Origin of the sequence: Kitasatospora sp. NPDC057518, from assembly GCF_042802075.1 — a bacterium.
In the GTDB taxonomy this organism is placed as follows: Bacteria; Actinomycetota; Actinomycetes; order Streptomycetales; family Streptomycetaceae; genus Kitasatospora.
The window spans coordinates 1-24544 of record NZ_JBHVEU010000082.1 but is presented as its reverse complement, the minus strand read 5'-3'; the positions used below and the strand labels follow the sequence as shown (position 1 = coordinate 24544).

20 protein-coding genes are annotated in these 24544 nt (G+C 71.7%); 9 read left to right on the top strand and 11 right to left on the bottom strand.

The genetic code is table 11. The features are described from left to right. Positions 1 to 387: 387 nt before the first annotated feature. Positions 388 to 1332 carry a DMT family transporter gene (locus ACFU7Z_RS11550; RefSeq protein WP_380777394.1) on the bottom strand — a complete coding sequence of 315 codons (945 nt, stop codon included), beginning with the start codon at positions 1330 to 1332 and terminating at the stop codon, positions 388 to 390. 480 nt (positions 1333 to 1812) lie between these two features. Here ACFU7Z_RS11550 and ACFU7Z_RS11545 point away from each other — a divergent pair, with 480 nt between their 5' ends. Next, positions 1813 to 3072 (top strand): hypothetical protein, encoded by a 1260-nt coding sequence (locus ACFU7Z_RS11545; RefSeq protein WP_375876958.1) that lies wholly within the window; start codon positions 1813 to 1815, stop codon positions 3070 to 3072. Positions 3073 to 3185: 113 nt separating this feature from the next. Here the strand turns inward: ACFU7Z_RS11545 and ACFU7Z_RS11540 are convergent, their stop codons facing one another. The 3 genes from ACFU7Z_RS11540 to ACFU7Z_RS11530 all read right to left on the bottom strand — a co-directional run bounded on the left by ACFU7Z_RS11540 (position 3186) and on the right by ACFU7Z_RS11530 (position 6662). Then, on the bottom strand, positions 3186 to 3716 hold the full coding sequence (locus ACFU7Z_RS11540; protein WP_380777393.1) for an RloB family protein: 531 nt from the start codon (positions 3714 to 3716) through the stop codon (positions 3186 to 3188). A 52-nt stretch (positions 3717 to 3768) separates the two neighbouring features. Further along, positions 3769 to 5088 (bottom strand): ATP/GTP-binding protein, encoded by a 1320-nt coding sequence (locus tag ACFU7Z_RS11535; RefSeq protein WP_380777392.1) that lies wholly within the window; start codon positions 5086 to 5088, stop codon positions 3769 to 3771. Between the two features lie 413 nt (positions 5089 to 5501). After that, a complete protein-coding gene (locus ACFU7Z_RS11530; RefSeq protein ID WP_380777391.1) occupies positions 5502 to 6662 on the bottom strand; it encodes a methyltransferase domain-containing protein in 1161 nt (386 codons plus the stop codon). A 425-nt stretch (positions 6663 to 7087) separates the two neighbouring features. Here ACFU7Z_RS11530 and ACFU7Z_RS11525 point away from each other — a divergent pair, with 425 nt between their 5' ends. Together ACFU7Z_RS11525 and ACFU7Z_RS11520 are read left to right on the top strand one after the other, a co-directional pair. Beyond that, positions 7088 to 7792 carry a hypothetical protein gene (locus tag ACFU7Z_RS11525; protein WP_380777390.1) on the top strand — a complete coding sequence of 235 codons (705 nt, stop codon included), beginning with the start codon at positions 7088 to 7090 and terminating at the stop codon, positions 7790 to 7792. Between the two features lie 46 nt (positions 7793 to 7838). Further along, entirely contained in the window at positions 7839 to 8060 is a 222-nt protein-coding gene (locus ACFU7Z_RS11520) for a hypothetical protein (protein WP_049649072.1), read from the top strand. An 82-nt stretch (positions 8061 to 8142) separates the two neighbouring features. Here ACFU7Z_RS11520 and ACFU7Z_RS11515 read toward each other — a convergent pair whose 3' ends face one another. Then, a complete protein-coding gene (locus tag ACFU7Z_RS11515) occupies positions 8143 to 8670 on the bottom strand; it encodes a GNAT family N-acetyltransferase (RefSeq protein WP_380777389.1) in 528 nt (175 codons plus the stop codon). Between the two features lie 100 nt (positions 8671 to 8770). Beyond that, complete coding sequence (locus tag ACFU7Z_RS11510; RefSeq protein ID WP_375876965.1) at positions 8771 to 9205, bottom strand: ATP-binding protein; 435 nt, start codon at positions 9203 to 9205, stop codon at positions 8771 to 8773. A 159-nt stretch (positions 9206 to 9364) separates the two neighbouring features. Between ACFU7Z_RS11510 and ACFU7Z_RS11505 the strand changes: the two genes are divergently transcribed. The 3 genes from ACFU7Z_RS11505 (at position 9365) to ACFU7Z_RS11495 (ending at position 11456) form a co-directional block, all read left to right on the top strand. Continuing rightward, positions 9365 to 10174, top strand: coding sequence for a helix-turn-helix domain-containing protein (locus tag ACFU7Z_RS11505; RefSeq protein WP_380777388.1), 810 nt, complete (start codon positions 9365 to 9367; stop codon positions 10172 to 10174). After that, positions 10171 to 10371 (top strand): DUF397 domain-containing protein, encoded by a 201-nt coding sequence (locus tag ACFU7Z_RS11500; protein WP_380777387.1) that lies wholly within the window; start codon positions 10171 to 10173, stop codon positions 10369 to 10371. The genes ACFU7Z_RS11505 and ACFU7Z_RS11500 overlap by 4 nt, the downstream gene beginning before the upstream one ends. 212 nt (positions 10372 to 10583) lie before the next feature. Beyond that, complete coding sequence (locus ACFU7Z_RS11495; protein WP_380777386.1) at positions 10584 to 11456, top strand: hypothetical protein; 873 nt, start codon at positions 10584 to 10586, stop codon at positions 11454 to 11456. Between the two features lie 372 nt (positions 11457 to 11828). Here ACFU7Z_RS11495 and ACFU7Z_RS11490 read toward each other — a convergent pair whose 3' ends face one another. The 4 genes from ACFU7Z_RS11490 to ACFU7Z_RS11475 all read right to left on the bottom strand — a co-directional run bounded on the left by ACFU7Z_RS11490 (position 11829) and on the right by ACFU7Z_RS11475 (position 16693). Next, a complete protein-coding gene (locus tag ACFU7Z_RS11490; protein WP_380777385.1) occupies positions 11829 to 12329 on the bottom strand; it encodes an ATP-binding protein in 501 nt (166 codons plus the stop codon). A 197-nt stretch (positions 12330 to 12526) separates the two neighbouring features. Then, positions 12527 to 13771, bottom strand: a complete 1245-nt coding sequence (locus tag ACFU7Z_RS11485; protein ID WP_380777384.1) for an Ig-like domain-containing protein — start codon at positions 13769 to 13771, stop codon at positions 12527 to 12529. A gap of 185 nt (positions 13772 to 13956) precedes the next feature. Continuing rightward, complete coding sequence (locus tag ACFU7Z_RS11480) at positions 13957 to 15210, bottom strand: Ig-like domain-containing protein (protein ID WP_380777383.1); 1254 nt, start codon at positions 15208 to 15210, stop codon at positions 13957 to 13959. A 196-nt stretch (positions 15211 to 15406) separates the two neighbouring features. Then, complete coding sequence (locus ACFU7Z_RS11475) at positions 15407 to 16693, bottom strand: Ig-like domain-containing protein (protein ID WP_380777382.1); 1287 nt, start codon at positions 16691 to 16693, stop codon at positions 15407 to 15409. A gap of 175 nt (positions 16694 to 16868) precedes the next feature. Here ACFU7Z_RS11475 and glgX point away from each other — a divergent pair, with 175 nt between their 5' ends. After that, positions 16869 to 19034 (top strand): glycogen debranching protein GlgX, encoded by a 2166-nt coding sequence (gene glgX, locus ACFU7Z_RS11470; protein ID WP_380777381.1) that lies wholly within the window; start codon positions 16869 to 16871, stop codon positions 19032 to 19034. A 7-nt stretch (positions 19035 to 19041) separates the two neighbouring features. Here the strand turns inward: glgX and ACFU7Z_RS11465 are convergent, their stop codons facing one another. After that, the gene (locus tag ACFU7Z_RS11465) at positions 19042 to 20469 is read right to left on the bottom strand and encodes a family 2B encapsulin nanocompartment shell protein (RefSeq protein WP_375876971.1); all 1428 of its coding nucleotides are present in this window, start codon (positions 20467 to 20469) and stop codon (positions 19042 to 19044) included. 234 nt (positions 20470 to 20703) lie between these two features. Here ACFU7Z_RS11465 and ACFU7Z_RS11460 point away from each other — a divergent pair, with 234 nt between their 5' ends. Together ACFU7Z_RS11460 and ACFU7Z_RS11455 are read left to right on the top strand one after the other, a co-directional pair. Further along, positions 20704 to 22578, top strand: coding sequence for an ABC transporter ATP-binding protein (locus ACFU7Z_RS11460; RefSeq protein WP_380777380.1), 1875 nt, complete (start codon positions 20704 to 20706; stop codon positions 22576 to 22578). Then, entirely contained in the window at positions 22575 to 24422 is a 1848-nt protein-coding gene (locus ACFU7Z_RS11455) for an ABC transporter ATP-binding protein (protein WP_380777379.1), read from the top strand. Before ACFU7Z_RS11460 ends, ACFU7Z_RS11455 begins: the two co-directional genes overlap by 4 nt. Positions 24423 to 24544: the final 122 nt, after the last annotated feature.

Sequence of the window (24544 nt, the reverse complement as noted above, 5' to 3'; positions counted from 1 at the left end):
TTTCGTCTTTTGCATCTTGCGGGGGGTTTTTTTTTTTTTATCCCCCCCGCCCCCGGCCGCCGTGTCCGCGCCGGCGGCCGGGACGCTGGCCCCCCCCGGGCCGAGGCCCCTACCGCCGAGCCGGGAGCGCCAGGAAGGCTAGCCCTCCGGCCACGACGGCGAGCCCGCGACGGCGACTCGGCCTTGCGGACCGTGTGTGGCGCCCCGGGCAGGTCGAGTAGGAACGGCACGGACGACGAACCTCAGCGGGCGGACGGCATCGGTCAGTTCACCGACAGACCTGCGCCCCCACAGGCGATCCGGGACAGCAGCCGGGGAAAGTGCCCGGCCACATCGCGCGGTTGTCCCCTCGGCAGCGTTCCTGCAGTGCGAGCACCCCCGGGGCCGCTACCGGCGGGCTGGGAGGGCCAGGAAGGCCAGGCCTCCGGCGAGGATGGCGAGGCCGTACCAGGAGGCGGTGGGCAGGTGTTCGTCGAGGGCGGCTACGCCGAGTACTGCGGCGACGGCGGGTTCGGCGAGGGTCAGGGTGGTGGCGGTCTGGGCGGTGGTGTGGCGTAGGCCGTGGCCGAAGAGCCAGTAGGCGAGGAAGGTGGTGATCACCGCGAGGTGCAGCACCACGCCCGCCCCGCGCGGCGTGAGCAGCCAGCCCGTGGGGCCGCACAGCAGCACCGGGAGGACGATCAGCGCTCCGCCGCCGAACATCGCGCCCATCACCCCGCCGGAGGGGTGTCCGCCGGTGATCAGCCGCCCGCCGATCAGCGAGTAGACGGCGTACGAGAGTCCCGAGAGCGCGGCCAGGAGCACGCCCGGCAGGTCCACCGTCGCGCTGCCGCCCGCGAGTTCGGGGCCGAGCACCAGGAGGGCGCAGCCGAGTACGGCCAGTGCGGTGGCCCCGGCCCAGCGTCCGCCGGGCCGTCCCTGTCGGGTGAGCCAGCCGAGCAGTCCGGTGAACACCGGCGCGCTGCCGAGCGCGATCACGGTGGCGACGGCCACGCCGGTACGGCTCACCGCCGGGTAGAAGGTCACCGGGTATCCGGCGACCGCGATGGCGCCGGCCGCGAGCAGCCACCGCTCGTGCGGCCCGCACTTCCGGGGCAGTACGCGGGCGGTGCGGTCGGTGAGGAAGAGGAGCAGCCCGCCGAGGACCAGCCCGGCGGCTCCGATTCCCGCGGCCGGGGCGCCTGCGGGTGCCAGCGAACTGGCCGTCCCGGTGGTGCCCCAGAGCACGGCGGCGGTCAGGATCGGCGCCACGCCGCCGCGCGGGCGGGTGCGGCGGGCGCGGCGGGGGGCCGTGGGGAGGGTGCGGGCAGGTGAGGGCAAACGATTCGGCACAGTCGTGAACTTCCGTCGTCGAAGACCGTCAGGGGAACGGGTTTCCGAGAACGGGCGCACGCCGCCGGCCCACGGCGGCCGCTGTCGGGCCGAGCCGGGGTCGTGGGGGGTCAAGCCACCGAAGCGCGCGCCCGATCAGGCGCTGAGCGGTGGCAGCACGACGTGCCAGTACAGGTTCACGCGTCGATGGTACCGACCGGCGGGCGTGAGAAGTCGGCCGGTCCGACTTCTCATGCGGCGAGGGCCGTTGTCGCGTCCTCACCCCGCAGGAACGGTCTCCTCGCGGCAGTCGCGGGGTCCGGGGCGATGGTGGCCGCCCGCCCCACGCGCCCCCGGGAGGCCGTCACGCCCCTCCCGGGGGCGCGTCTCCTCGGCCGTGCAACCACCGGCGGCCCGCCCTCGACTTCCGGACCGTAGCGGACCGTTCATTCCTCCCTACGCTGAGTGTCGACCCCATCGGCCCACCGGAAGGACCCGCTCGTGCGCCGCTCCAGCCTCGTGCTGTCCCTGGCCCTGACCACCGTGGTCGCCTCCGCCCTGATGGCCGCCGACGTCGTGAAGGACGAGCCCTACCTGTCCGTGACCCTGCCGGTGCTCCGCGATCCGAAGGCGCAGCAGTTGCTCCACCACATGACGGACCCGGTGCAGGAGTGGGTGGAGTCCCGGGATCCGGCGGCGGCCGGCTACGCCGGGACGGTGATCGACGCGGCGAACCAGCACGCCGACATCTACTGGAAGGGCGAGACCCCGGCCCAGGTCCGTTCCCTGCTCGACGCGAACGCCGCGGACGTCGGCCCCGGCTACACCGTCGACGTCCATCCGAGCCCGTACTCCCGCGCGGAGATGCGCGCCGCGATCGACCGGTTCACGGCCGCGGTGGCGCGGGACGCGTGGACGTCGATCGGCCCGCAGGAGGACGGCACCGCCATCGCGATCACGTACGCGCCGGCGCCGGCGAAGCAGCTGACCGGCGGCGACGCGACCGTGCAGGCGTACTCCTCGCGGGCCGCCGAGATCGCCGGGATGCCGGTGACGGCCGGCGTCGAGGAGACACCGGTGGCGCTGTCCGGCAACCGGCACTCCGACAGCGCGCCGTACTACGCGGGCGCCGAGGTGAACACCGGAAAGGCGTCGTTCTGCTCGACGGCGTTCAGCGGCTGGAAGGGCGGGACGAAGGTGGTGCTGACCGCCGCGCACTGCGGTGGCGGCCGGTACTACAACGGCACCGGCAGCTACATCGGCGACCTGGCCGCGGTCGGCAACGGCCTGGATGTCGGCATGATCGCGGTCAACGGGAACGGCGGCGGCCGGTTCTACGACGGTTCCTGGTCGGACAACGGCGGCTCGTCCCGGCACACGTACGGCGCCGGGCGGAACAACGTCGGGGACCTGATCTGCCTGAGCGGCGCCCAGTCGGGGTGGAGGTGCGACGTGCAGGTCAAGCGGGTCGACGTGGAGACGACGAACGACGAGGGCACCAAGATCAAGCCGGTGGACATCGCGGAGTCGAAGGGCGGCGACCGGCGGGCGGTCGCCGCGAAGGGCGACAGCGGCGGCCCCGCACTGGCGAACCCGTCCGGCCCGAACGGCGACATGGAGGCCCGCGGCGTCATCGTCGCCGCCAGGTCGGAGGTCGCCTGCCCGCCCGGATCGACGGCGCACCAGACGACCTGCTACGCGCAGGTGCTGTACGTGCCGATGACGCCGGTGGTCAACCAGATGGGCTTCTCGATCTCCTGACCCGGGAGGCCATCGAGGTGTCCCGAAGCGCGAGAAGTCGGCCGGTCCGACTTCTCGCACATCAGTCCCGTCTCGTTGCGGAGCAGCACCTGCCCCCTGCGGCTACCGGGCCGTTACGACCCGGCTTCGCCACCCCCGATGGCGAGCGCGAGCTTCCACATGCCGGTGGACGGATTGGTCTCGTGCTCGCTGCCGGGTTCCGCCAGTTGCTTCGCCCGGCTCACAGCCAGCCGCCAGTGCGGCTCGTAGTGGTCGAACTTCATGCCGGCCTTCTCGTATCCGGCCGGCAATACCCTGTCAAGATCCGGTACGAGTTCCCTGAACGACTGGACCTGGCGGCGATAGTCCCTGAAATGCAGCAGCAGCCACAACTCGAAGCAGGGATTGGAGAACGCGACCTCGATGTTCTTCCGGCGAGCCTCGGCCACCGCCTGCCCGAGGTCCTGGAAATCGTCGACGTCGAGGACGCACCACACTTCGTCGTACTCACCCTCAGCCTGACCGCGCAGGAACACGGCGTGATCAACGACCTGGGACGGCGATCTCGGATGCTTGACGATCCTCAGGGAGACCGCCGGGTTCCGGACGCTCGACTTCAGCCCCTGAAGGTAGTCACTCTCGGTCGCCTTCGCACCGCAGACCACCAGAAGCCTCTGCTTCGACTCCCGATGCCCCGCCCGCCTGGTCAGTGACGTGTCAAAACAGGGACGCTTGCGTCCGCTCGGCTTCGCCGCCCTTGCCATGATCGTCCCCCCGCGCCGCCACAGCGCTGGCAAAATCGTCGTCGATGTACGGCACGCCGCCGTAACTCCCGCCGAGGTACCGCCGCTCGCGGTTCTCCTCCTGGCGCGGCTTGAAGTCGGCGAGGGCGAACAGCTCCGTCTCGCCGTGCTCGTTCTTCTCCACGAACCAGACCTGGTCCCGCCGCAGGACGTCCTCGCCGTCGGTTCGGCCGAGCAGGCTGGCATCGTGCGAGGTGAAGATCAGCTGAGCACCGTTCGGGTTGGTCGCGGAATCCTGGAACAGCCCGATCAGGCGCGCTGTCAGGATCGGGTGGAGGCTCGAATCGATCTCGTCCACCACGAAGGTGCCACCCCGACGGAGCGTCCCCATGAAGAGAGGTGCCTGCCGCAGCAGGGCCTGGGTGCCCTCGGATTCCTCGGAAACGTCCATCCTGACGATCCCGTCGCGCCCGCGATGGCCTATCCAGGGGCGCATGACCTCACGCGGTCCGTGCTCTTCGAGTTCCTCCAGCCGCCACGGCGGAATGCGCGTACCGTAGCGCTTCCGCAGCTCTTCCTCGTCGAGCAGCACGCGCTCCGTGCCGCATTCCGCGATCCCGAGGTCTGCGGCACGCAGGAGCGCGATGAACTCAGGGTGCTGGTCCGGGTTTTCGAGGATCCGCGCTGTACCGATGCGGCCAGGGCCCTGCATTCGCCGGCTGAACTGGAGGCTTCGGGCGAACCAGTCGTACACCGGGCGGAAGTCGTCCTGCCGGGAGCGTGCCGCGAGGGACATGAAGAGGACGTTGGGCTCGGTGATGTTCTCGACCAGCTCCAGCTCTCGCCGGTGCTGCGAGTCACCGATCTCCAGCCCGTCGACCGAACGCTCGAAGATCTTGCGCTTCCTGCCGTGGGGGAAGCTGTGCAGCCATTCGTCGACCACCCGGTCGTCGTCCACGCTGAACCCGTAGGTGTAGCGGATCCCGTCGATCAGCAGGTCCACCACGTACCAGGACGGTTCCCCGCGCGCCGCCTCTTCGAGCCGGAAGGGTTGCCGGGCCACGCCCCCGTCCGGCTCCGCGTCGCGATGCGAGCTGACGACCATCCTGGTCATGTACGCCAGGGCATCGATGACGTTCGATTTGCCGGCGGCATTGGCCCCGAAGATGCCCACCACAGGGACCGCTTCCCAGTGCGTCCCGGGCGGCCGGTCCGCGTCGTAGACCGGGTTCAGCTGTAGGGATTGCTCGTCTCTGATCGAGCGGTGGTTCGCGACCCTGAAGTTCAACAGCATCTGTGATCCCCCCTTCGCGGGCTGTGGGGCCTTTCTGTGCAAGTGAATCGCGCAAACAGGCCTTGGGCAAGCGTCGACAGGCTCTCACACGCCAGTGACCATCCCGGGAGCCACAGACCTCCCACGCCGAGGCTCCCGAATCCGGCGCAGGAAGTCGGCCGGTCCGACTTCTCGCGCAGGCCCCTCAGGTGGAGAGAGGTTCAGCGGCGCTGATGGCGGCCATGGCCACCTCGTCGGCGAACACGGCGAACACGGCGGACTCGGCGAACTCGGCGCGAGCCGGCGCCACATCCGCCGCGAAGTCCTCGTCCGGCCCGGATCGCCGGAGAACGTCGTTCAGCGCGGCTCCATTGCCCGATGCGGCGGCCGCCCCGGGCGGCGTGAGTGCCGGGGCTGCTCGGCAGGGCTCGTGGTCAGCGCGTGGCCGGGTGCAGGCCGCCGATGGGCCATTTCGGGCCGGTGTCCGGGGCGCCCTGCCAGGCCCACTGGGTGTCGGGGGTGACGGTGATGCCGTAGTCGTACGGGTCGGGGCGGCCCAGCGCGTCCCACTGTGTCCAGGCGGCCAGCACCTCGTCGCCGAGGCGGCGCGGCCCGCCTTGGAGGAGCAGCGATCGGGGGCGGATCTCGGCCCACGAGCGGTCCCCGTCGTGGAGCAGGGTGGCGGGCCCGTCCTTGCCCCGCACCGTGGACAGCACGGCGTCCGGGACGGCGACGCGCAGCGCGAACCGGAGGTGCCAGTCCTCCAGGCCGGCCGGGTCACGGTCCAGTGCCCCGTGCGCCTCGGGTTCGGCACCGCCGCGCACCTGCGCATAGGCGGCGGGCCCCGTGCCCGGCTGGGCCGGACCGGTCCGGTCGCCCATGAACTGGGCCAGGCCGTGGACCCAGCCGTGTGCGGCGGCCCCGTCGTCGGCGACGGTGAGGGCGACGTATCCCAGTCGGCCCCAGGGGTAGACGATCCGTCCGCCGGGCCGCACCGCTTCCACCCAGGACCAGGGGACGGCCTCGACGGCGTAGGTGGCGTGCAGCCGGTCGACCCGGCCGCCGCCCGGCACCCCGCCTGCGGTGCCGTCGCCTGCCGTCACCTCGGCGTCGAGTCCGGCGGCCGCGAGCCGGGCTCGGGCGAACGCGGCCAGGTGCTCGTCGACTTCGGTGCCGACCACCAGGCCGGGCCCGGCCCGCCGGGCGGACAGCGCCGCCGTCCAGCCCTGGCCGGTGCCGAGGTCCCACACCCGGTGCCCGGGTTCCAGGCGGAGGCTGTCCAGCATGTCCGCGACAGCGGAGGGCGCGGACAGCGAGGAGGACGGGAGGCCGTCGGTGAGCCGGGTGACGGCGGCCGAGTGGACCCCGGAGTACAGCTCGTCCGCCCAGCCGCCCGGATCTACCGCGCGGTCGAGCGGTGCGTAGGCCCGGCCGTCCCACCGCCACAGCCGGTCCGGCGCGAACCGGTCACGGGGCAGCGCGGCGAAGGCCTCGCGCAGCCACGGCGAGTCGGCCGGCCACGCCCCGCCCTGCTGCATCTCCGCGTCCAGGCGCGTTCGGCGCCCGGCCAGGCCGCCGCCGTCGCCCGCTGTCACTTCTTGTGCTTCCCGTTGCCCGGCGGCGGCAGCTCGACCTTGCTGTCGGTGTTGTTCGGCGGCGGCGTTCCCTGCCCGGGGTCCGGCGGCTGCTTCTCGTGCTCACCCATCGCGGTTTCCCCTTCGGTCGGGTGCAATGGTCGGCGACCAATCTGGCGTGGCACCGCACCAGGCGGTAGAGGCGTGCGGGAGCTGCCAGGGGCGCGTACGCGTGTGTGTCCCGCCGGACCGTGCGAGGACCACCCCGGCTGGCGCGAGAAGTCGGCCCGGTCGACTTCTCGCGCGACCGGCGGGACCGGCGGACCACACGGCAGCGTGTTCCGCGGTTCGGGGTCCGCGGGGACGGGCGAGGCCGCCGTCCGGTGGCCGTCTCGCCCGCGAAAACCCCGGCGGGGCTTGCGGGCGCTGCCGTAGGATCCGGGCCCGTGCAGAGTGACGATACGACCGGGTCCGAGAGTGTCCAGGGAGCCGAGGAGCCCAGCGGCCTCCGGGCGATCTGGGCGAACACCCTGGAGCCGGTGGCTCCGCTGCCCTGGTACCGGCGGGTGCCCCGCAGTGCCGTGATCGCGGGGGCCGTGGTCGTCGTCCTGTTCACCGCGGTGACGGTCGCGGCGGTGACCGGGTTCGGCGCGCCGACGCGGCACCGGATCGTGCTCGCGGACCGGATCGGCGACCAGGTGCGGCTCCCGGACGACGACAGCGTCCTGACCCTGCGCGCCGACTACGAGCGGCAGATGACGGCCCTGCGGCCGTACCGGGAGCTGACGGTGGCCGGCTACGGCGCCGCCGGGTCGACCGAAACCACGCTGACCGTGATCGGGCTGACCGGCAGCTTCCCGGACGTCCGGCGGGAGCTGGACAAGTACTTCGGCACGGAGACGCAGACGGCGGGCGCCCCGTCGGACGACCCGGTGGTGGTCGGGCGCCAGGACTACCCGGCCGGCCCCCTCGGCGGCGCGCTGGACTGCGCGGTGATCGAATCCCCGGCCGTGCCCCAGACCACCTGCGCCTGGGCGGACGGCAACACCGTCGGCATCGTCGTCGACGAAACGGGCGCCGGCAAGCCCGGGGAACTGGCCCGGCGCACGCTGGACATCCGGGCGGCCGTCGAGGTCGAGGAGAAGGACTGATCGACGGTCCGGCCGGAATCGTCGGACACGACCTGGAGCCGCTGAGATGAAACCCAACCTTGTGGACCCGTCGACGGTCACCACGGAGATGGCCGTGCAGGTTCGCACCTGGCGGGTCGACGAGGAGTTCAGTTGGCGCGCCGTGGCCCGGGCCGCCACCGACCTGTGGGGCTCCGGGTACGGCAGCAACCAGCTGTACGGCCGGGACCTCTGTGCGGCCGCCGCCCAGGTGCTGGGCGAGGACCCGGACCGGGAGCCGTGGAACTGACCTCCACCAAAGCGGTTGAGCGCGAGAAGTCGGCCCACCCGACTTCTCGCGCGGCCGGTGACAGGACCGGCGGCGGGGCCGGTCAGTCCCGGTGGGGCTCCGGGGACCACCGGCCGAGCCACTGGTCGGCGCCGAAGGCCTCGAAGCGCTCCACCTCGGCGAAGCCCAGCTTCGCGGCGAGGCGCATCGAGGGGAGGTTGGCGGTCTGGGTGGCGAGCACCACCGGCTCGCCGGGGAGCACGCCGGTGAACCAGTCGAGGACCGCCGCGCACGCCTCGGCGGCGTAGCCGCGACCCCAGGCCTGCGGCAGGAACAGGTAGCCGAGTTCGGCCTGCTCACCGACCCGGCCGAGGCGCCCCGCCTCCTTGCGGAGCAGGACCTGGCCGATCGTCTCCCCGTCGAGATCGACGGCGAAGACCCCGGGGCTCCGGCTGGGCGCCCCGGGCATCTCGCGCTCGACCTCGTCCCGCGGCTTGGGCCCACCGAGGTAGGTGTTCACCTCCGCCGAGGCCAGCAGCTCGACGAACGCCGCACGGTCCCGGGCCTCGGGCTCGCGGAGTACGAGCCGCTCGGTCCTGATCGGGGCGGGCGGCCAGGGCAGCGGGCGCATACAGGTCTCCTGATCCTCTCGGGCGCCGGTTGCCGACGCCGTCGAAGATCAGGACGCGCTCCGGCGGAGCGCCAGTTGCGCGTCTCCGCAGGTCGCGGGCTCAGCCGTGCGGGTTGGCCGGGGTGGGGAGGGCGAGTTCGCACCAGACCGTCTTGCCGATGTAGCCGTCACCGCGCAGGTGGGCGCCCCACGAGGTGGCCAGGGCGGCGACGAGTTCGAGGCCCCGGCCGGACTCGTCGTCCGGGGTGGCCTCGCACGGGGTCGGGAGGGTGGAGTTCGCGTCCGAGACCTCGATCCGGAGCAGGGAGTCGGTGGGGAGGAGGATCCGGACACCGATCATCCGGTCACGCGGGGAACGGGCGTGGCGGCAGGCGTTGGTGACGAGTTCGCTGAGGAGGATCAGCCCGGTCTCGGCGGAGTCGATGGGCACCTCCCACTCGAAGGCCTGCCGGATGAACCGGATACGGGCACGGCCGGCGCTGCGGGGGAGTCGGGGGAACATCCACTCGACGACATCGGCGGGCTGAGTGAGCATCAGGGTCCTTGGGTGTGTACGGACGGCGTCACTCGGGAGAGCTGAGTTCGGCCATTTCACCCTTCGATCGTCGGCATCCAGGCATAGCCTCAGCAGTTACACCGCATGTACAACGACAGCTTGACCGCCCTGTGACCAGGGCAGGGAGGGGTACCGGCCGTGAGCGCGCCGAAGGAGAACCCGATGTCGTGGAAGTACTGCGGCGACCAGCTCAAGCGGTGGCGCCAACGGTCGGGCGTGACGCGGGAGCAGTTGAGTCAGGCAGCCAGCTACGACATCGAGAGCATTCGGTCGATGGAGGCGGGGAGGCGGCGGCCGACGCTCAAGGTTCTTCAGGCTGCGGATGAACTGTGCGACGCGCAGGGGATGCTGACAGCGGCCAACCCTTACCTGATGCCAGAGCCACGGCCCGCACGCAGCGATGTCTTCTTTGATATCGAGAAGGAGGCAGTTGCCCTCTACTTCTTCGAAGCCCTCCACATCCCGGGCTTGTTGCAGACCGAGAACTATGCCCGGACGCTTCTCAGCCTGCCCATTCCGCCCGTGGACAGCGCCACCGCCGAGAACCGCCTGGCGATCCGTCTCAAGCGACAAGAGAGGCTCACGGACCCCGAGGTACTGTTCAGCTTCACCATCTACGAAGCAGCCCTCCACACTTCCATCGGCGGCAGGGAGGTCATGAAGGAGCAGCTCCACCGGCTGCTTGAGTTCGAGGACTCTCACAACATTCGGATCCAGATCGTGCCTACCGGGCGAATCACCCCGTCCGGACTCTCGGGATCGCTCACGATCTTGGAGACGATCAACAACGAGCAGTATGCGTATGTTGAGACGCACGAGACGAACGCGCTCCACTCCGAACCACGACTCGTAGGTAGGCTCAGCCGACGCCACGCGATGATCCGCGCGCAGGCCCTGAACACGCGGGAGTCAGCACAGCTCATCCGAAAGACAGTGGAGCAACTATGAACGCCACCAAACCGTGGTATCGCTCTAGCTACAGCAACCACGACGGTGGCGAGTGCGTCGAGGTCGCCACCTCCCCCTCCGCCATCCACGTCCGCGACTCCAAGGACAAGGCCGGCCCGACCCTCACCTTCTCCCCCGAGGCCTGGTCCGCCTTTGTCACCTTCGCCGCCGAAGCTCAAGTGACACGAGCCGAGTGACCCCTTAATGGAACGGTGAGGTAACTACCTCCCAACCACCCTCGCACGCAGCACATATGACTTATCGTCACGACTACACCACAGCCGGTTCCCCCGTGTAGCGTGCGCACCAACGAAACAACCCCCGCCGGTGCTACCAACACCGAACGGGGGTCTGACCGGCACGATCGAAAGCGAAGTTCGATCCTGTGGCTACCCACGACGATACCGCCATGGCCACCCCTGGGTACGGCAAGCAGTCCGCCCCGGAGCAACTCCCCCGCTCCGCGCGCGACTTCGCCCACCTCCCGGCCCGCGAGGCCTACCTCGCCTCGCTCATCGACCATCTCCCCGACGGCGCCGCCATGGACGCGAAGACCCTCGCCGTCCTCCAGCCCCACTACGGGCAGATGGCCTGCCGCTCGGCCCTCACCAAGCTCTCCACCGCAGGTCACCTGCGCCGCGTCCGCGAGCGCCTCGACTCCCGCCAGTGCCGCTGGGTCTTCCGCACCTACTTCTCCCGGACGCCCCGCTCCGACGGCTGGTGGGCGCACTTCCTCTCCACCGGGGAGGCGTCAACGCCCGCCGCACCCGATCCCCCCAGGGAGCGAACGCTCAACCGCACCTCCCCCACCTCGGCCGCCTACGCCGCCCTCGCCGGCCTCGGCCTGGTCGACCCCCGCCTCGCCCTCTCCGCCACCGACTGCGCCGCGCTCGAACCGCTGGCCGCCGAGTGGCTGGACCGGGGGACCACGCTCCCCCTCTTCACCGCCGCGCTCACCGCGAACCTGCCGCCGGACATCCACAGCCCGGCGGGCTTCACCCGGCGCCGCCTGATCGACAAGCTGCCACCCGAACGTCCGCAGGCCCCGCGTCCCCCGCAGCCGGTCCCCATCCCCGAGTGCACCGACTGCCGCACCCCCTGCCGCCCGCACGCCCTCCTCGGCGGCCTCTGCCGCGCCTGCCGCAGCACCCCCGGCGCCCCACCGGCCGCACCACCCCGCCCGGGCGCCCTCTCCCCGGCCGCCGTCCACCGCCACGCCGCCCGCGCCAGGGGCGCGCTCCGGCGGGACAGCGCCCCGCCCCTGCCCCTGCGAGCCCCTTGATACCGAGCCCCCGGCAGACCTCGCCGTCACAGGCAAGCAGGCCCGTGATCATGAATATTCACAGGCGGCAGCGTTAACCTATGCAAAATCCAAAGGTGAACTACGTAACATGCCTTGCATTCGAAGTCATCTGGTTTGCCCGCATGCTGAGATCCATGCGATAGTCGAAGCAGCCCAACGGCGGGCGACACCGCACGCCGCCCTGGGTTGATGACTTCGGCGGGCCCGACCTGGCACTGCCGACGCCCATCGCGCGGCACGCACCCCCTTGGCCGGCGCGATGACTTGCAAGGGCCCCCGCCCGCCGGACCACGGCGAATCCGGGGGCCCTGCGCGTTTCCCCACAAAAAAAGCGCCGACCGGCCGGACGCCTCAGCCCCGCTCGCGCACCTTCAGCTCGAACCAGACGCCCTTGCCCCGCGGCAGCAGGTCCGCGCCCCAGCGGTCGGCGAGGTCGTCGACGACCCTCAGCCCCCGCCCGCGCTCGTTCACCGGCTTGGCCTCGGCGAGGATCATGCAGGGCAGCGCCCGGGAGGAGTCCCGGACCTCGATCCGGAGCCAGCCGGGCTTGCGGCTGACGTGCAGTCCGATGGTGCGGCCGGCCGCGTGCCGCACCGCGTTGGACACCAGCTCACTGGTGAGCAGTTCCCCGGCCTCCAGGTGCTGGTGGAGCTCCCAGGACTCCAGGACCGAGAGCACCAGCCGACGGGCCACCGGGCCCGACTCCGGCCGGGAGGGCAGCCGTACCTCGTTGGGCGCGGACTGGTCGCACAGTCTGCTGGAGTACATCTCCTCCAGCTCCGCGGAGGTGAGCCGCTCCAACGCCGAGAGCCCGCCGCCCTGCACGTCGATCCAGGACACTTCGGCGACCACGCCGGCCCCGGAAACCAATGACTGATCTGCTTCGCCCCAACCCGCCATGCGGACCATCATTGCGGAACGCAAGCAGCCGCGTACGGACAATGAGCAAACGATCTCTCCGCGTCGGCATATGCCGGATGCAAGAAGGGGTCCCCCCGGGCCGACTTCCGTCAATCCCGGGTTGACCCCTCCCCCACCTCAGCGGCGGTTTACCAGGCACTCCACGGGACGTTCCAGCCGCTCAGCCCGTTCGACGGGTCGAGCGTCTCCTTCCTGATCGAGTTCTTCACGATCATCACGTCACCGATCAGCGAGCCGTCGTAGAACTTGCCCGCCGACGTGCCCGAGCCGCCGCCCTCGACGTCCTTGAGGCCCACGCAGCCGTGGCTGACGTTGTCCTCGCCGAAGGTCCTGCTGCTGCTCCAGTAGTTGCCGTGCACGTACGTGCCGGAGTCGGTGAGCCGCATCGAGTGCGGGACCTGGAGGTCGTACGGCGCGCCGGTCATGCCGGGCATGCTGCTGGACTGCATCCGCACCACGCCCTCCTTGGACATGACCACCATCGTGCCGTTCCAGGTGGGGTGTTCGGGCGCGCCGGCGCTGATGTCGATCTCGCTCGACTGACCACCCTGTACGACCGTCATCTTGTGCGCAGCGGCGTCAACCGTCGAAATCTGGGACCGCCCGATCGTGAAGGGCTCGTCCCGGTCCGCGCCGTACACCCCGGGGGCGATCTCGACGCTCTTCAGCCGGTACTTGACGGTCACCTTGGTGTCCGGCGCCCAGTACTGCTCGGGGCGGAAGTCCAGCCGGCGGTCGCCGAACCAGTGGCCCTTGACCACGGTGCCGTTGCTGGTCTCGAAGCTGATGCCGCGGGCGACCTCGTCCCGGTTCTTCACGTCCTTGCTGAAGTTCACCGAGACGATCATGCCGACGCCGTACGTGGCGTTGTCGTCCACGTTGTCCGAGGCCTTGGCGAGCGCCGTCGGGGTCAGCGTGGTGAAGTCGCTGTCCGCCGTGGCGACCGCGCCGTCGGCGTCCGCGGCCATCGCGCTGACCCGGTAGGCGGTGCCCACCTCCAGGCCCGCCGCGGGCGTCCAGGAGGCGCCGTCGGCGGAGATCGTCCCGGGGACCTCCTTGCCGCTCTTGTCGCTCACCTTGACGGTGGTCAGCTTGCCCCCGGTCGCGCCGACCTTGAGCGCGTTCGGCGCCACGTCCACCGAGCCGGCCTTGGGCTCGATGCTCACCGCGGCCGTGGAGACCTTCGGCGCCTTGCTGCTGGGCGCCGCCTCCGTGGGCTTGGCGCTCGCCGCGCCGGCCGCCAGATCGGCCTTGGCCGCGCTCCCCCCGCCCCCGTTCCCCCCGTTTGCCCCGCTGCCCCCACCACAGGCGGCCGTCAGCGCCATCGCCCCGCCGACCAGACCGACGGCCACCACTCTGCGTATCGACCTCATCGTCGATTCCCTCCCTCAGAAGATCCGAGAAACTCCCCGTGGACCCGACGGACCCGACCGGTATACGCAACCGGCCACCGGAAAGGTTGCGCCATGCGCGGGGCTGCTCGCCCCGGAAACCGCGGCGGCCCGACCCCAACGAGTGAGGACCGGGCCGCACGACGGACGACAGACGCCGAAGGGGCCTACCAGGCGGCCCAGTCGACGTTCCAGCCGCCGAGCCCGTTGGAGGGCGCGACGGTCTTCTCCTTGGTGTTCACGACCTTGATCGGGTCACCGATCATCGAGTCGTTGAAGAACTTGCCGGCGACGGAGGAGTCGCTGCCGCCCTTCACGTCCTGCATCGACACGCAGCCGTGGCTGGCGTTCGTCTTGCCGAACGGGCTGGCCCAGTAGTTGCCGTGCACGAAGGTGCCGGAGGTGGTCAGCCGCATCGCGTGCGGCACGTCCTGGATGTCGTACTCGCCGCCGAGACCGACGGTCTGCGAGTTCATCCGGGTGACCTTCTCCTTGGACATGACCACCATCGTCCCGCCCCAGGACGGCGTGGCGTCCGCGCCGAGGGTGACCGGCAGGGTGGTGCTCTTGCCGTCCCGCTCGACGGTCATCTGGTGCGCCTTGGCGTCCGCGGTCGAGACCATCGACCGGCCGATGGTGAACGGCTCGTCCTTGTCCACGTCGCCGTAGATGCCGGGGGCGACCTCGACGTTCTTCAGCCGGTACTTGACGGTCACCTTGGTGCCCGGCGCCCAGTACGCCTCCGGACGGAAGTCCACCCGGCGGTCGCCGAACCAGTGGCCCTTCACCACGGTGCCGTTGCTGCTCTCGATGGAGATGCCCTTGACGACGGCGTCCTTGTTCTTGACGTCCTTGTTGAAGTTCACCGAGACGATCATGCCGACGCCGTAGGTGGCGCCGTCGCTGATGTTGTCGTTGGTGGAGATCTTCTTCTCCGGCGTCAGCGTGGTGAACGAGGTGGTGGACGCGGCCACCAGGCCCTCGCCGTCCTTCGCCTGGGCGTTCACCTTGTACGCCATGCCGACCGCGAGCGCGCCCGCGGGCTTCCAGCCGGAGCCGTCCGGGGTGATCGCGCCCTCGACCGGCTTGCCGTCCTTGTCGGTCACCTCGACCGTCGTCAGCTTGCCGTTCGAGACGGACACCTGCAGCCCGTTCGGCGGGACGTCCAGGGCACCGTCCTTCGGCTCCACGGCCAGCACCGCGGCCGAGGGCTTCGGCGTGGCCGACCCGCCCCCGTCCGCCGCGGCCGAGGCCGCGCTGCCGCCACCCGAACCCCCCGTACCGCCCGAACCACCGCCCTTGTCGTCGCCACAGGCCGCGGTGAGCAGCAGTACCCCGCCCATGACCAGCGCCATCGCACTCTTCCGCCCGTAGCGGTTGGTGGTGCGTATCGCGGTGCCGGCCGTCTTCCCCGTCTTCACGGTTTCTCCCCTCCCGGTATTCACTCTCTTGACGCGTTGAGTGCCCCCGTGAGTTGCACCGGACGTGGATCTTTCCGGGCCGGGCTGCGGGCGCGCCGGAGCAGGATAGCTAAGCCGTCCGAGTGAATCCTGAGAGGAGTCGGTTGACGCGGGCGTGAAACCGTGGTGAAGACAGGACGTAACGGGCGAACGGGACTTACGGCAGCGCCGAAGCGGACGAAGTGGCTGTCGGAGCGGCGGACGAAGCGGCCGCCCCCCGCCCCAGCGCGCTCCCCGCCACCCACTGCTCCCACGGCACGTTCCAGCCGTTCAGCCCGTTCTGCGGCGGCACGAAGTCCCCGGACGAGGCCTTCACCTCCAGCACGTCCCCCTCCAGGGTGTGCTCGAACAGCCAGCCCGCCGGGGAGTCCTTGCTCGCCCCGCCCTTGGCGTCGGACAGCCCGATGCAGCCGTGACTGGTGTTGGCGGCGCCGAACACCCCCGGGTCCGCCCAGTAGTTGCCGTGCACGAAGGTGCCGGAGGCGGTCAGCCGCATCGCGTGCGGCACGTCCTTGATGTCGTACTCGTCGCCCATGCCGACGGTCTGCGAGTTCATCCTGGTCACCTTGTACTTCTCCGACACCACCATCACCCCCCGGTAGGTGGAGTGGTCCCGGCTGCCGCCGGAGACCTTGAGCACCCGGACCACCTTGCCGCCCTGCCCCGCCCGGACGGTCAGGGTGTGGGCGTCCAGGTCGACGGTGGAGACCTGCGCCCGCCCGACGGTGAAGTGCAGCTCCCGGCTCTGGGTGCCGTACTCCCCCGGCGCGCCCTGCACGTCCTTCAGCCGCAGCGCCACCGTGACCCTCGTCCCGGCCGCCCAGTACGCCTGCGGGCGGAAGTCCAGCCGCTGCCCGTCGAACCAGTGCGCGGCCACCGGCACCGGCGGATCGGCGGTGACCTGCACCGCCTTCTCCACCGCCGCCCGGTCGGTGATCGGACGGCTGAACCGCAGCGAGACCGGCATCCCGACCCCCACCGTGGAACCGTCCTCCGGGGTGAAGAACGCCACGAAGGTGTGCGTCGGGGTGACGGTCGTGAACGCCGAGTGCTGGGCCGCCCGCTGCCCCTGGTCGTCCTCTGCCACGGAGTCCACGGTGAAGGCCGTCCCGAGCGGCAGCGGCCCGTCCGGCGCCCACTCGCCGCCGTCGGCCGCGATCGTGCCCGGCACCTCCGTGCCCTTCCCGTCCGCCAGCCGCACCGAGACCAGCCGCCCCTGCGCCACCGTCACCCGGACGGCCCCCTCGGGCCGCACGTCCTGCGCCCCGTCCACCGGCTGCACCGAGAGCACCGCCCGCGAGGGCGCCGCCGGGGCCGTACGCCCACCCGGCCCCACCGCGTCCCCGTCCGGCACGACCGGAGGCCCGCCGCACCCCGCCAGGACCGCCACGCAGCAGGCCACCGCCGCCACGCCCCGCGCCCACACCCGTCCACGGCGCCGCATCCCGGGGCCCTCCCACTGTTCAAGTCCGATGCCCGGAACAACGAGAACCCTCCCAACGAAGACACGCCGCCCCCGAAACCCCCGCTCCCGAAACCCCGGACCGCTTCCGGCCAACACATTCCGGGAAAGAGAAGGTGAATGGACCCAGAACACCCCGCCCAGGGAGGCCCCCGCCATGGCGTCAGAACAGCAGCTGAACCCCGGCAGCTGCCAACCCCTCGGCGCCCGCCACCACCTGGACCGCACGGGCCGGCGAGGCACCAACTTCGCCCTCTGGGCCCCCGCCGCCGAAGCCGTCGAACTGTGCCTGTTCGACGAGGACGGCCAGGAGACCCGCCACCACCTCACCGAGCAGGACGTCCAGGTCTGGCACGGCTTCCTCCCCGGCGTGCGCCCCGGCACCCGCTACGGCTACCGCGTGCACGGCCGCTGGGACCCGTGGACCGGCGCCCGCTGGAACCCCGCCAAGCTGCTGCTCGACCCGTACGCCCGCGCCGTCGACGGCTGTTACACCTCCCACGACGCCGCCTGCGCGGCCGTCCGCAACTGGCCCGAGGCGGACGTCGCCGACACCGTCCGGGACAACCGCGACTCCGCGCCGTACGTGCCCAGGTCCGTGGTCGTCCACGACGAGGACGACTGGTCCGACGACCGCCGCCCGAAGACCCCGTGGGCCGAGACCGTCCTCTACGAGCTGCACGTGCGCGGCTTCACCATGCGCCACCCCGACGTCCCCCCGCCGCTGCGCGGCACCTACGCCGGCCTCGCCCACCCCGCCGCCCTCGCCCACCTCACCCGCCTCGGGGTGACCGCCGTCGAGCTGCTGCCGGTGCACCAGTACGCCAGCGAGGACCACCTCCAGGCCCGCGGCCTGGTCAACTACTGGGGCTACAACACGATCGGCTACTTCGCCCCGCACGCCGGCTACTCCGCCTCCGGCTCCCGCGGCGGCCAGGTCGGCGAGTTCAAGCGGATGGTCCGCGCCCTGCACGCCGCCGGGATCGAGGTGATCCTGGACGTGGTGTTCAACCACACCGCCGAGGGCGCCGAACTCGGCCCCTCGCTCAGCCTCCGCGGCATCGACAACGCCGCCTACTACCGCCTCCCGCCGAACCGCCCGCGCGGCTACGCCGACTACACCGGCTGCGGCAACACCCTGGACACCCGCCGCCCCCAGGTGATCCGGCTGGTCACCGACTCGCTGCGGTACTGGGTCACCGAGATGGGCGTGGACGGCTTCCGCTTCGACCTGGCCGCCGCCCTGGCCCGCGGCGGCACGAACGGCGGCGACGCCGTCGACACCGACCACCCCTTCCTCGCCGCCGTCGCCCAGGACCCGGTGCTGAACCGGGTGAAGCTGATCGCCGAACCCTGGGACGTCGGCCCCGGCGGCTACCAGGTCGGCGGCTTCCCCCCGCTGTGGGCCGAGTGGAACGACAAGTACCGCGACACCGTCCGGGACTTCTGGCGCGGCGCCCGCCCGGACGTCCGCGAACTCGGCTACCGCCTCTCCGGCTCCTCCGACCTCTACCAGCGGGCCGGCCGCCGCCCGTACGCCTCGGTCAACTACGTGACGGCGCACGACGGTTTCACCCTGCGCGACCTGGTCTCCTACGACCGCAAGCACAACGAGGCCAACGGCGAGGACAACCGGGACGGCACCGACGACAACCGCTCCTGGAACCACGGCGCCGAGGGCGAGACCACCGACGAGCAGGTCAACCGGCTGCGCCTGCGCCAACTCCGCAACCTGACGGCCACCCTGCTGCTCTCCGCCGGCGTCCCGATGCTCACCGCCGGGGACGAACTGGGCCGCACCCAGGGCGGCAACAACAACGCCTACTGCCAGGACAACGAGGTCGGCTGGCTGGACTGGTCGCTGCTGGAACAGCCCGGCTGGCAGGAGCTGTGCGCGCTCACCGCCCGGCTGGTCCGGCTGCGCCGGGACCACCCGGTGCTGCACCGGCGGGCGTTCTTCTCCGGCCGGGCCACCACCCCCGGCGGCCGGCCCGACCTCACCTGGTTCACCCCGCGCGGCACGGAGATGACCGAGGCCGACTGGTTCGCGCCGACCGCCTGCCTCGGCATGCTGCTCTCCGGCTCCGCGCTGCCCGAACGGGACGAGGCCGGACGGCCGATCAGTGACGACGGCTTCCTGCTGCTGCTCAACGCGGGCCACGAACCGGTGGTGTTCACCCTGCCCGCGGCGGCGCCGGCCCCCGGCTGGGAGCCCCTGGTCGACACCGCCGCCGCACACCCCGACGAACCGGCCCCGGCCGGCACCGTCGTACTGGGCGGGCGCTCGCTGCGGCTGCTGCGCGCGCCCGCCCCCGCCACGTAGCCGGGGCTCAGCTCCCGGCGTGCCCGAGCTCGACGTTCTCCAGCACGCCGATCGCGTCCGGCACCAGCACCGCCGCCGAGTAGTAGGTGCTCACCAGGTAGGAGGCGATCGCCTTCTCGTCGATGCCCATGAAGCGGACGTTCAGGCCCGGCTCCACCTCGTCCGGGATGCCGATCTGGGTCAGGCCGACCACGCCCTGGTTGTCCTCGCCGACGCGCATCGCGATGAACGCGCTGGTCTGCTGGTCGGACACCGGGATCTTGTTGCACGGGAAGATCGGCACCCCGCGCCAGGTCGGCCGCTGCTTGCCGAGGACGTCGACGGTGGACGGGTAGACGCCGACCCGGTTGCACTCCCGCTCGAAGGCCGCGATCGCGCGCGGGTGGGCGAACAGGTAGTCGGTGTCGCGGCGCATGCTCAGCAGCTCGTCCAGGTCGTCCGGGGTGGGCGCCCCGGCGCGGGTCTGGATCCGCTGGTCGAAGTCGGTGTTGCCGAGCAGGCCGAACTCCGGGTTGTTGATGATCTCGTGCTCCTGCCGCTCCCGCAGGGCCTCGATGGTCAGCCGCAGCTGCTCCTCGGTCTGGTTCATCGGCTGGTTGTAGAGGTCAGCGACCCGGCTGTGCACCTTGAGCACGGTCTGCGCGACGCTCAGCTCGTACTCGCGCGGCCTCAGCTCGTAGTCCACGAAGGCGCCGGGCAGCTCGTACTCGCCCTGCCGGCCGGCCGCGAGGTCGATCTCCGCCTCGCCGTGCTCGTTCTGCGCCTGCGCCGCGTCCGCGGCGAAGCCCAGCAGCTGCTCGCGCAGCGACTCGGAACGGCCGATCAGCTCCTGGAGCACCGGCCAGGACAGTGCCATCGCGACCCCGGAGGTGCTCGCCTTCACGGTGTACGGCCAGCTGCCGCCGCCCTCGGTGATCGCCTCGTCGCCGACGTGGTCGCCGTCGGCGAGCGTGCCGAGCACCGTCACCTCGCCGTACTTGCCGGTGCCGATCCGGTCCACCTTGCCGTGCGCGATCAGGAACACCTCCTCGATCGGCGCCCCCTCCTGCACCAGCACCTCGCCCTGCGCGAAGTCCCGCTGCACGAACCGGCGGGCCAGCTCGGCCAGCACCTCCTCGTCCTCGAAGCCGCGCAGCGCCGGGACCTCCGCCAGCGAGGGGGCGATCACCGTCACCGCGGCACCGGTCTTGGCGAAGCTCACCCGGCCGCGCCCGGGCGCGTAGCTCAGCCGCCGGTTGACCCGGTAGGTCCCCGCGCTGACCTGCACCCACGGCAGCATCTTCAGCAGCCAGCGGGAGGTGATCTCCTGCATCTGCGGCTTCGACTTGGTCGTCGTCGCCAGGTTCCTCGCCGCGGTCGTGCTGAGGCTGAGCTGGGCCCGTACCTGCACGATTGCCGAGCCGGGGCCGGGGGTGGGCTCGGTTTCGACCGTCATCTGTGCACTCCTGTCACTCACGCACCACTGGACATCCGTACAGGACGTGTCATCGGCTCATCGGCAGGCGCCCGCAAGAGGCGCACGGCGCACTCCTACCTGCACGAATGGCGGCGCGCGCCCCCTAGTTCGCGCCCGCACCGCCCGTCCGAGTGGCCGGTTCTCGCCGGGCGCCACCGACAGGGGCGAAAAACCGGATGAGAAATGACGGCCCGTCTGCCTACCCTCACCGCGATGGCCGAGAACAGACAAGACCCCGAGAACCCGACCCCGGGAAGCCCCCAGAGCGACGGAACCGGCCCCGCCGGGCCCGGGCCGCGGCACTCCACGGTCCGCTCCCTGCTGCGCCTGTGGCCGTACGCGCGCGCCGTCCGCGGCCGGCTGGCCGTCTCGGTGACGGCCGCCACCCTCGGCATGCTCAGCACCCTCGCCGTCCCGGTGGTCCTCGGCCTGATCGTGGACGGCCCGCTCGCCGAGCACGACCTGGCCGGCCTCTGGCCGCTGGTCGGCCTGCTGCTGGTCCTCGGCACGATCGAGTCCGCGCTGTTCTACACCCGCCGGGTGGTGCTGGCCCGCCCGCTGGCCGGGCTGGAGACGGCGATGCGCGGGGACCTCTTCGCCAAGCTCCAGCGGCTGCCGGTCTCCTTCCACGACCGCTGGGGCTCCGGCCAGCTGCTCTCCCGGGCCACCGCCGACATGTACACCATGCGGCTGTTCCTGGCCTTCCCGCTGGTCTTCCTGATCGTCAACTCGGTGATGTTCCTGGCCGGCACCGTGGTGATGTTCACCCAGGACTGGCGGCTCGCGCTGATCGCCCTGGTGCCCGTCGTCCCGCTGTTCGTGCTCACCCGGCGGTTCGAGTCCGGCTTCTCCGGCGCCGCCCGGCTCGCCCAGGACCAGAACGGGGACATCGCCACCCTGGTCGAGGAGTCCGTCCTCGGCATCCGCATCCTCAAGGCCTTCGGCCGGCACCGGTCGATGACCGAGCGCTTCCGCGCCCAGGCCCAGGAGCTGCGCCGCACCGAACTGCGCAAGGCGCACCTGCTCGCCAACCTCTGGGCCGTCATCGTCGGCCTGCCGGAGATCGCGCTCGCCGGCGCCCTCGCCGTCGGCGCCTACCTGGTGGCCCACGACGACCTGAGCGCCGGCACCCTGGTCGCCTTCCTCTCCACCGCGCTCGCGCTGCGCTGGCCGGTCGAGTCGCTCGGCTGGCTGCTCGCCTACGCCAACGAGGCCGCCACCGCCACCGACCGCTTCTTCGAGGTGCTGGACGAACCGGACACCCCCGAGGCGGACGCCCCCGCCCCGGGCACCGCCGCGGCGCCCACCGCCCCGGACGGCATCCGGTTCACCGGCGTCCGCTTCCGCTACCCCGACGCCCCCGACGGCAGCCCCGACCTGCTGGCCGGCGTCGACCTGCACATCCGCAGCGGCGAGACGATGGCCCTGGTCGGCGCCACCGGCAGCGGCAAGACCACCCTCACCGCCCTGCTCCCCCGGCTGTACGAGGCCACCGCCGGCACCATCACGCTGGACGGCCGGGACATCCGCGAACTGCCCCGGCCGCGACTGCGCGAACTCGTCTCGGTCGCCTTCGAGGAGCCCACCCTGTTCTCCGCCACCGTCCGGGAGAACGTCCTGATGGGCGCCCCGGGCGCCGGCGAGGAACAGCTGCGCACCGCCCTCGACACCGCCCAGGCCGGCTTCGTCGAGAAGCTCCCGAACGGCCCGGACACCGAGGTCGGCGAGCAGGGCCTGAGCCTGTCCGGCGGCCAGCGCCAGCGCCTCGCGCTGGCCCGCGCGGTGGTCGGCGACCCGGCCTTCCTGGTCCTGGACGACCCGCTCTCCGCCCTGGACGTGCACACCGAGGCCCTCGTCGAGCGGGCCCTGCGCGAGGTCCTCGGCACCACCACCGCCCTGGTGGTCGCCCACCGCCCCAGCACCGTGCTGCTCGCCGACCGGGTCGCGGTGCTGGCGGACGGCCGGATCACGGCCGTCGGCACCCACCAGGAACTGCTGCGCGACTGCGCGCACTACCGGGAACTGATGTCGGGCGAGGCCGCCCTGATACCCGACGGCCCCCTCGCACCGGAAGGAGCGCGCGCATGACCACCACCGCCGAACCCGTACGGGCCGAACCCGTCGCGCCGGCCGAGGAGGAGCTGCCCCCGCCGCCGGCCGACGAGGAGGACATCCCCGTCCCACCCGGCGCGCCCCGGGCGCTGCTGCGCTCGCTGCTGCGCACCCACCGGGCCCGGATCACCGTCGCGATGGTGGTGATCCTGGTCCAGCAGGCCGCGCTCCAGTCCGGCCCGCTGCTGGTCGCGGTGGCGATGGACCGCGGCATCCCGGCGCTGCGCGAGCACGACTCCGGCCCGCTGGTCGCCGTGGTCGCGGCCTACCTGTTCTGCGCGCTGCTCAGCCCGGTGCTGCAGTGGGTCTTCATCAAGATCAGCGCCCGGGTCAACCAGGACATCGTGCTGGAGCTGCGCGGCCGGATCTTCCGGCACGCCCAGCGGCTCAGCCTGGACTTCCACGAGCGCTACACCTCGGGCCGGATCATCTCCCGCGCCACCAGCGACATCGACGCGCTGCGCGAGCTGCTCTCCGAGGGCCTCCAGGAGCTGCTGACGGTCCTGCTGTCGGTCTGCTACATCTCGGTGCTGCTGGTGCTGCTGGACTGGCGGCTCGGCCTGGTCTCGCTGGCGTCCTTCCTGCCGCTGGCCCTGATCGCCCACTCCTTCCGCCGCCGCTCGCGCCGGGTCTACCGGCGCTCGCGCACCTCGGCCGCCTCGCTGATCGTCCGCTTCACCGAGACCATGAACGGCATCCGCCCGGTGCAGGCCTTCCGCCGGGAGAAGGCCAACGACGCCGCCTTCGCCGTGGTCAACCGGCAGTCCGCCACCGCCACCGCGGACGGCCTGCTGGAGATCGCCCGCTACGTCGGCCTCTCCCGCCTCACCGCCAACCTGTGGTTCGCCGGCGTGGTGCTGCTCGGCGCCTACCTGGTCGTCGACGACGCGCTGGAGCTGGGCGTGCTCACCGCCTTCGCGCTCTACCTGCGCCGGCTCTTCGACCCGGTCGACCAGCTGGCGATGTTCCTGAACAGCTACCAGTCGGCCGCCGCCGCCCTGGAGAAGATCGCCGGCCTGCTCGCCCACGAGCCGACCGTCGCCGAGCCGGCCGAACCCGCCGAGCTGCCGGAGGCCTCCGGCCAGGGCCGCGCGGTCGCCTTCGAGGGCACCCGCTTCGCCTACCGGACGGGCAAGGAGGTGCTGCCGGCCTTCGACCTGCTGATCCCGGCCGGGCAGACGGTCGCGGTGGTCGGTGCGACGGGCGCGGGCAAGTCCACGGTCGCCAAGCTGCTGGCCCGCTTCTACGACCCGACCGACGGCCGGATCCGGCTGGACGGCGTGGACCTGCGCGACCTGGCCACCCCCGAACTGCGGCGCGGCGTGGTGATGGTGACCCAGGAGTCCTTCCTGTTCTCCGGCACCGTCGCCGAGAACATCGCGGTCGGCCGCCCCGGCGCCACCCGGGAGGAGGTCGAGCAGGCCGCCCGGGACATCGGCGCGTACGAGTTCATCGCCGCCCTGCCGGACGGCTTCGACACCGACGTACGCAAGCGCGGCGGCCGGATCTCGGCCGGCCAGCGCCAGCTGGTGGCCTTCGCCCGGGCACTGCTGGCCGACCCGGCGGTGCTGATCCTGGACGAGGCGACCAGCTCGCTGGACGTCCCCGGGGAGCAGGCCGTGCAGCGGGCCATGCGCACCGTGCTGGCCGGACGGACGGCCGTGATCATCGCCCACCGGCTCTCCACCGTGGAGATCGCCGACCGTGTCCTGGTGATGGACCAGGGCCGGATCGTGGAGGATGGCTCCCCACAGGAGCTGATCGACGGCTCCGGCCGTTTCGCCGCCCTCCACCGGGCCTGGCGGGACAGCCTGGTCTAGGGCCCCGGCCCCGGACCCCACGAATGTGCCCGTCCGGGTGCGCCGTCACGCACCCGGCCGGGCATTCCCCATTTCCCGCACGGAGGTACGCGGGCGGCCGCCCACCCGGTTCACCACCGGTG

What these genes read in the sequence shown, in the direction of transcription:
- ACFU7Z_RS11535 (WP_380777392.1), bottom strand. Translation starts at nt 5,088, where the DNA reads ATGCTGTTGAACTTCAGGGTCGCGAACCACCGCTCGATCAGAGACGAG.
- ACFU7Z_RS11520 (WP_049649072.1), top strand. Translation starts at nt 7,839, where the DNA reads ATGAAACCCAACCTTGTGGACCCGTCGACGGTCACCACGGAGATGGCC.
- ACFU7Z_RS11515 (WP_380777389.1), bottom strand. Translation starts at nt 8,670, where the DNA reads ATGCGCCCGCTGCCCTGGCCGCCCGCCCCGATCAGGACCGAGCGGCTC.
- ACFU7Z_RS11510 (WP_375876965.1), bottom strand. Translation starts at nt 9,205, where the DNA reads ATGCTCACTCAGCCCGCCGATGTCGTCGAGTGGATGTTCCCCCGACTC.
- ACFU7Z_RS11500 (WP_380777387.1), top strand. Translation starts at nt 10,171, where the DNA reads ATGAACGCCACCAAACCGTGGTATCGCTCTAGCTACAGCAACCACGAC.
- ACFU7Z_RS11495 (WP_380777386.1), top strand. Translation starts at nt 10,584, where the DNA reads ATGGCCACCCCTGGGTACGGCAAGCAGTCCGCCCCGGAGCAACTCCCC.
- ACFU7Z_RS11485 (WP_380777384.1), bottom strand. Translation starts at nt 13,771, where the DNA reads ATGAGGTCGATACGCAGAGTGGTGGCCGTCGGTCTGGTCGGCGGGGCG.
- ACFU7Z_RS11475 (WP_380777382.1), bottom strand. Translation starts at nt 16,693, where the DNA reads ATGCGGCGCCGTGGACGGGTGTGGGCGCGGGGCGTGGCGGCGGTGGCC.
- glgX (WP_380777381.1), top strand. Translation starts at nt 16,869, where the DNA reads ATGGCGTCAGAACAGCAGCTGAACCCCGGCAGCTGCCAACCCCTCGGC.
- ACFU7Z_RS11465 (WP_375876971.1), bottom strand. Translation starts at nt 20,469, where the DNA reads ATGACGGTCGAAACCGAGCCCACCCCCGGCCCCGGCTCGGCAATCGTG.
- ACFU7Z_RS11460 (WP_380777380.1), top strand. Translation starts at nt 20,704, where the DNA reads ATGGCCGAGAACAGACAAGACCCCGAGAACCCGACCCCGGGAAGCCCC.
- ACFU7Z_RS11455 (WP_380777379.1), top strand. Translation starts at nt 22,575, where the DNA reads ATGACCACCACCGCCGAACCCGTACGGGCCGAACCCGTCGCGCCGGCC.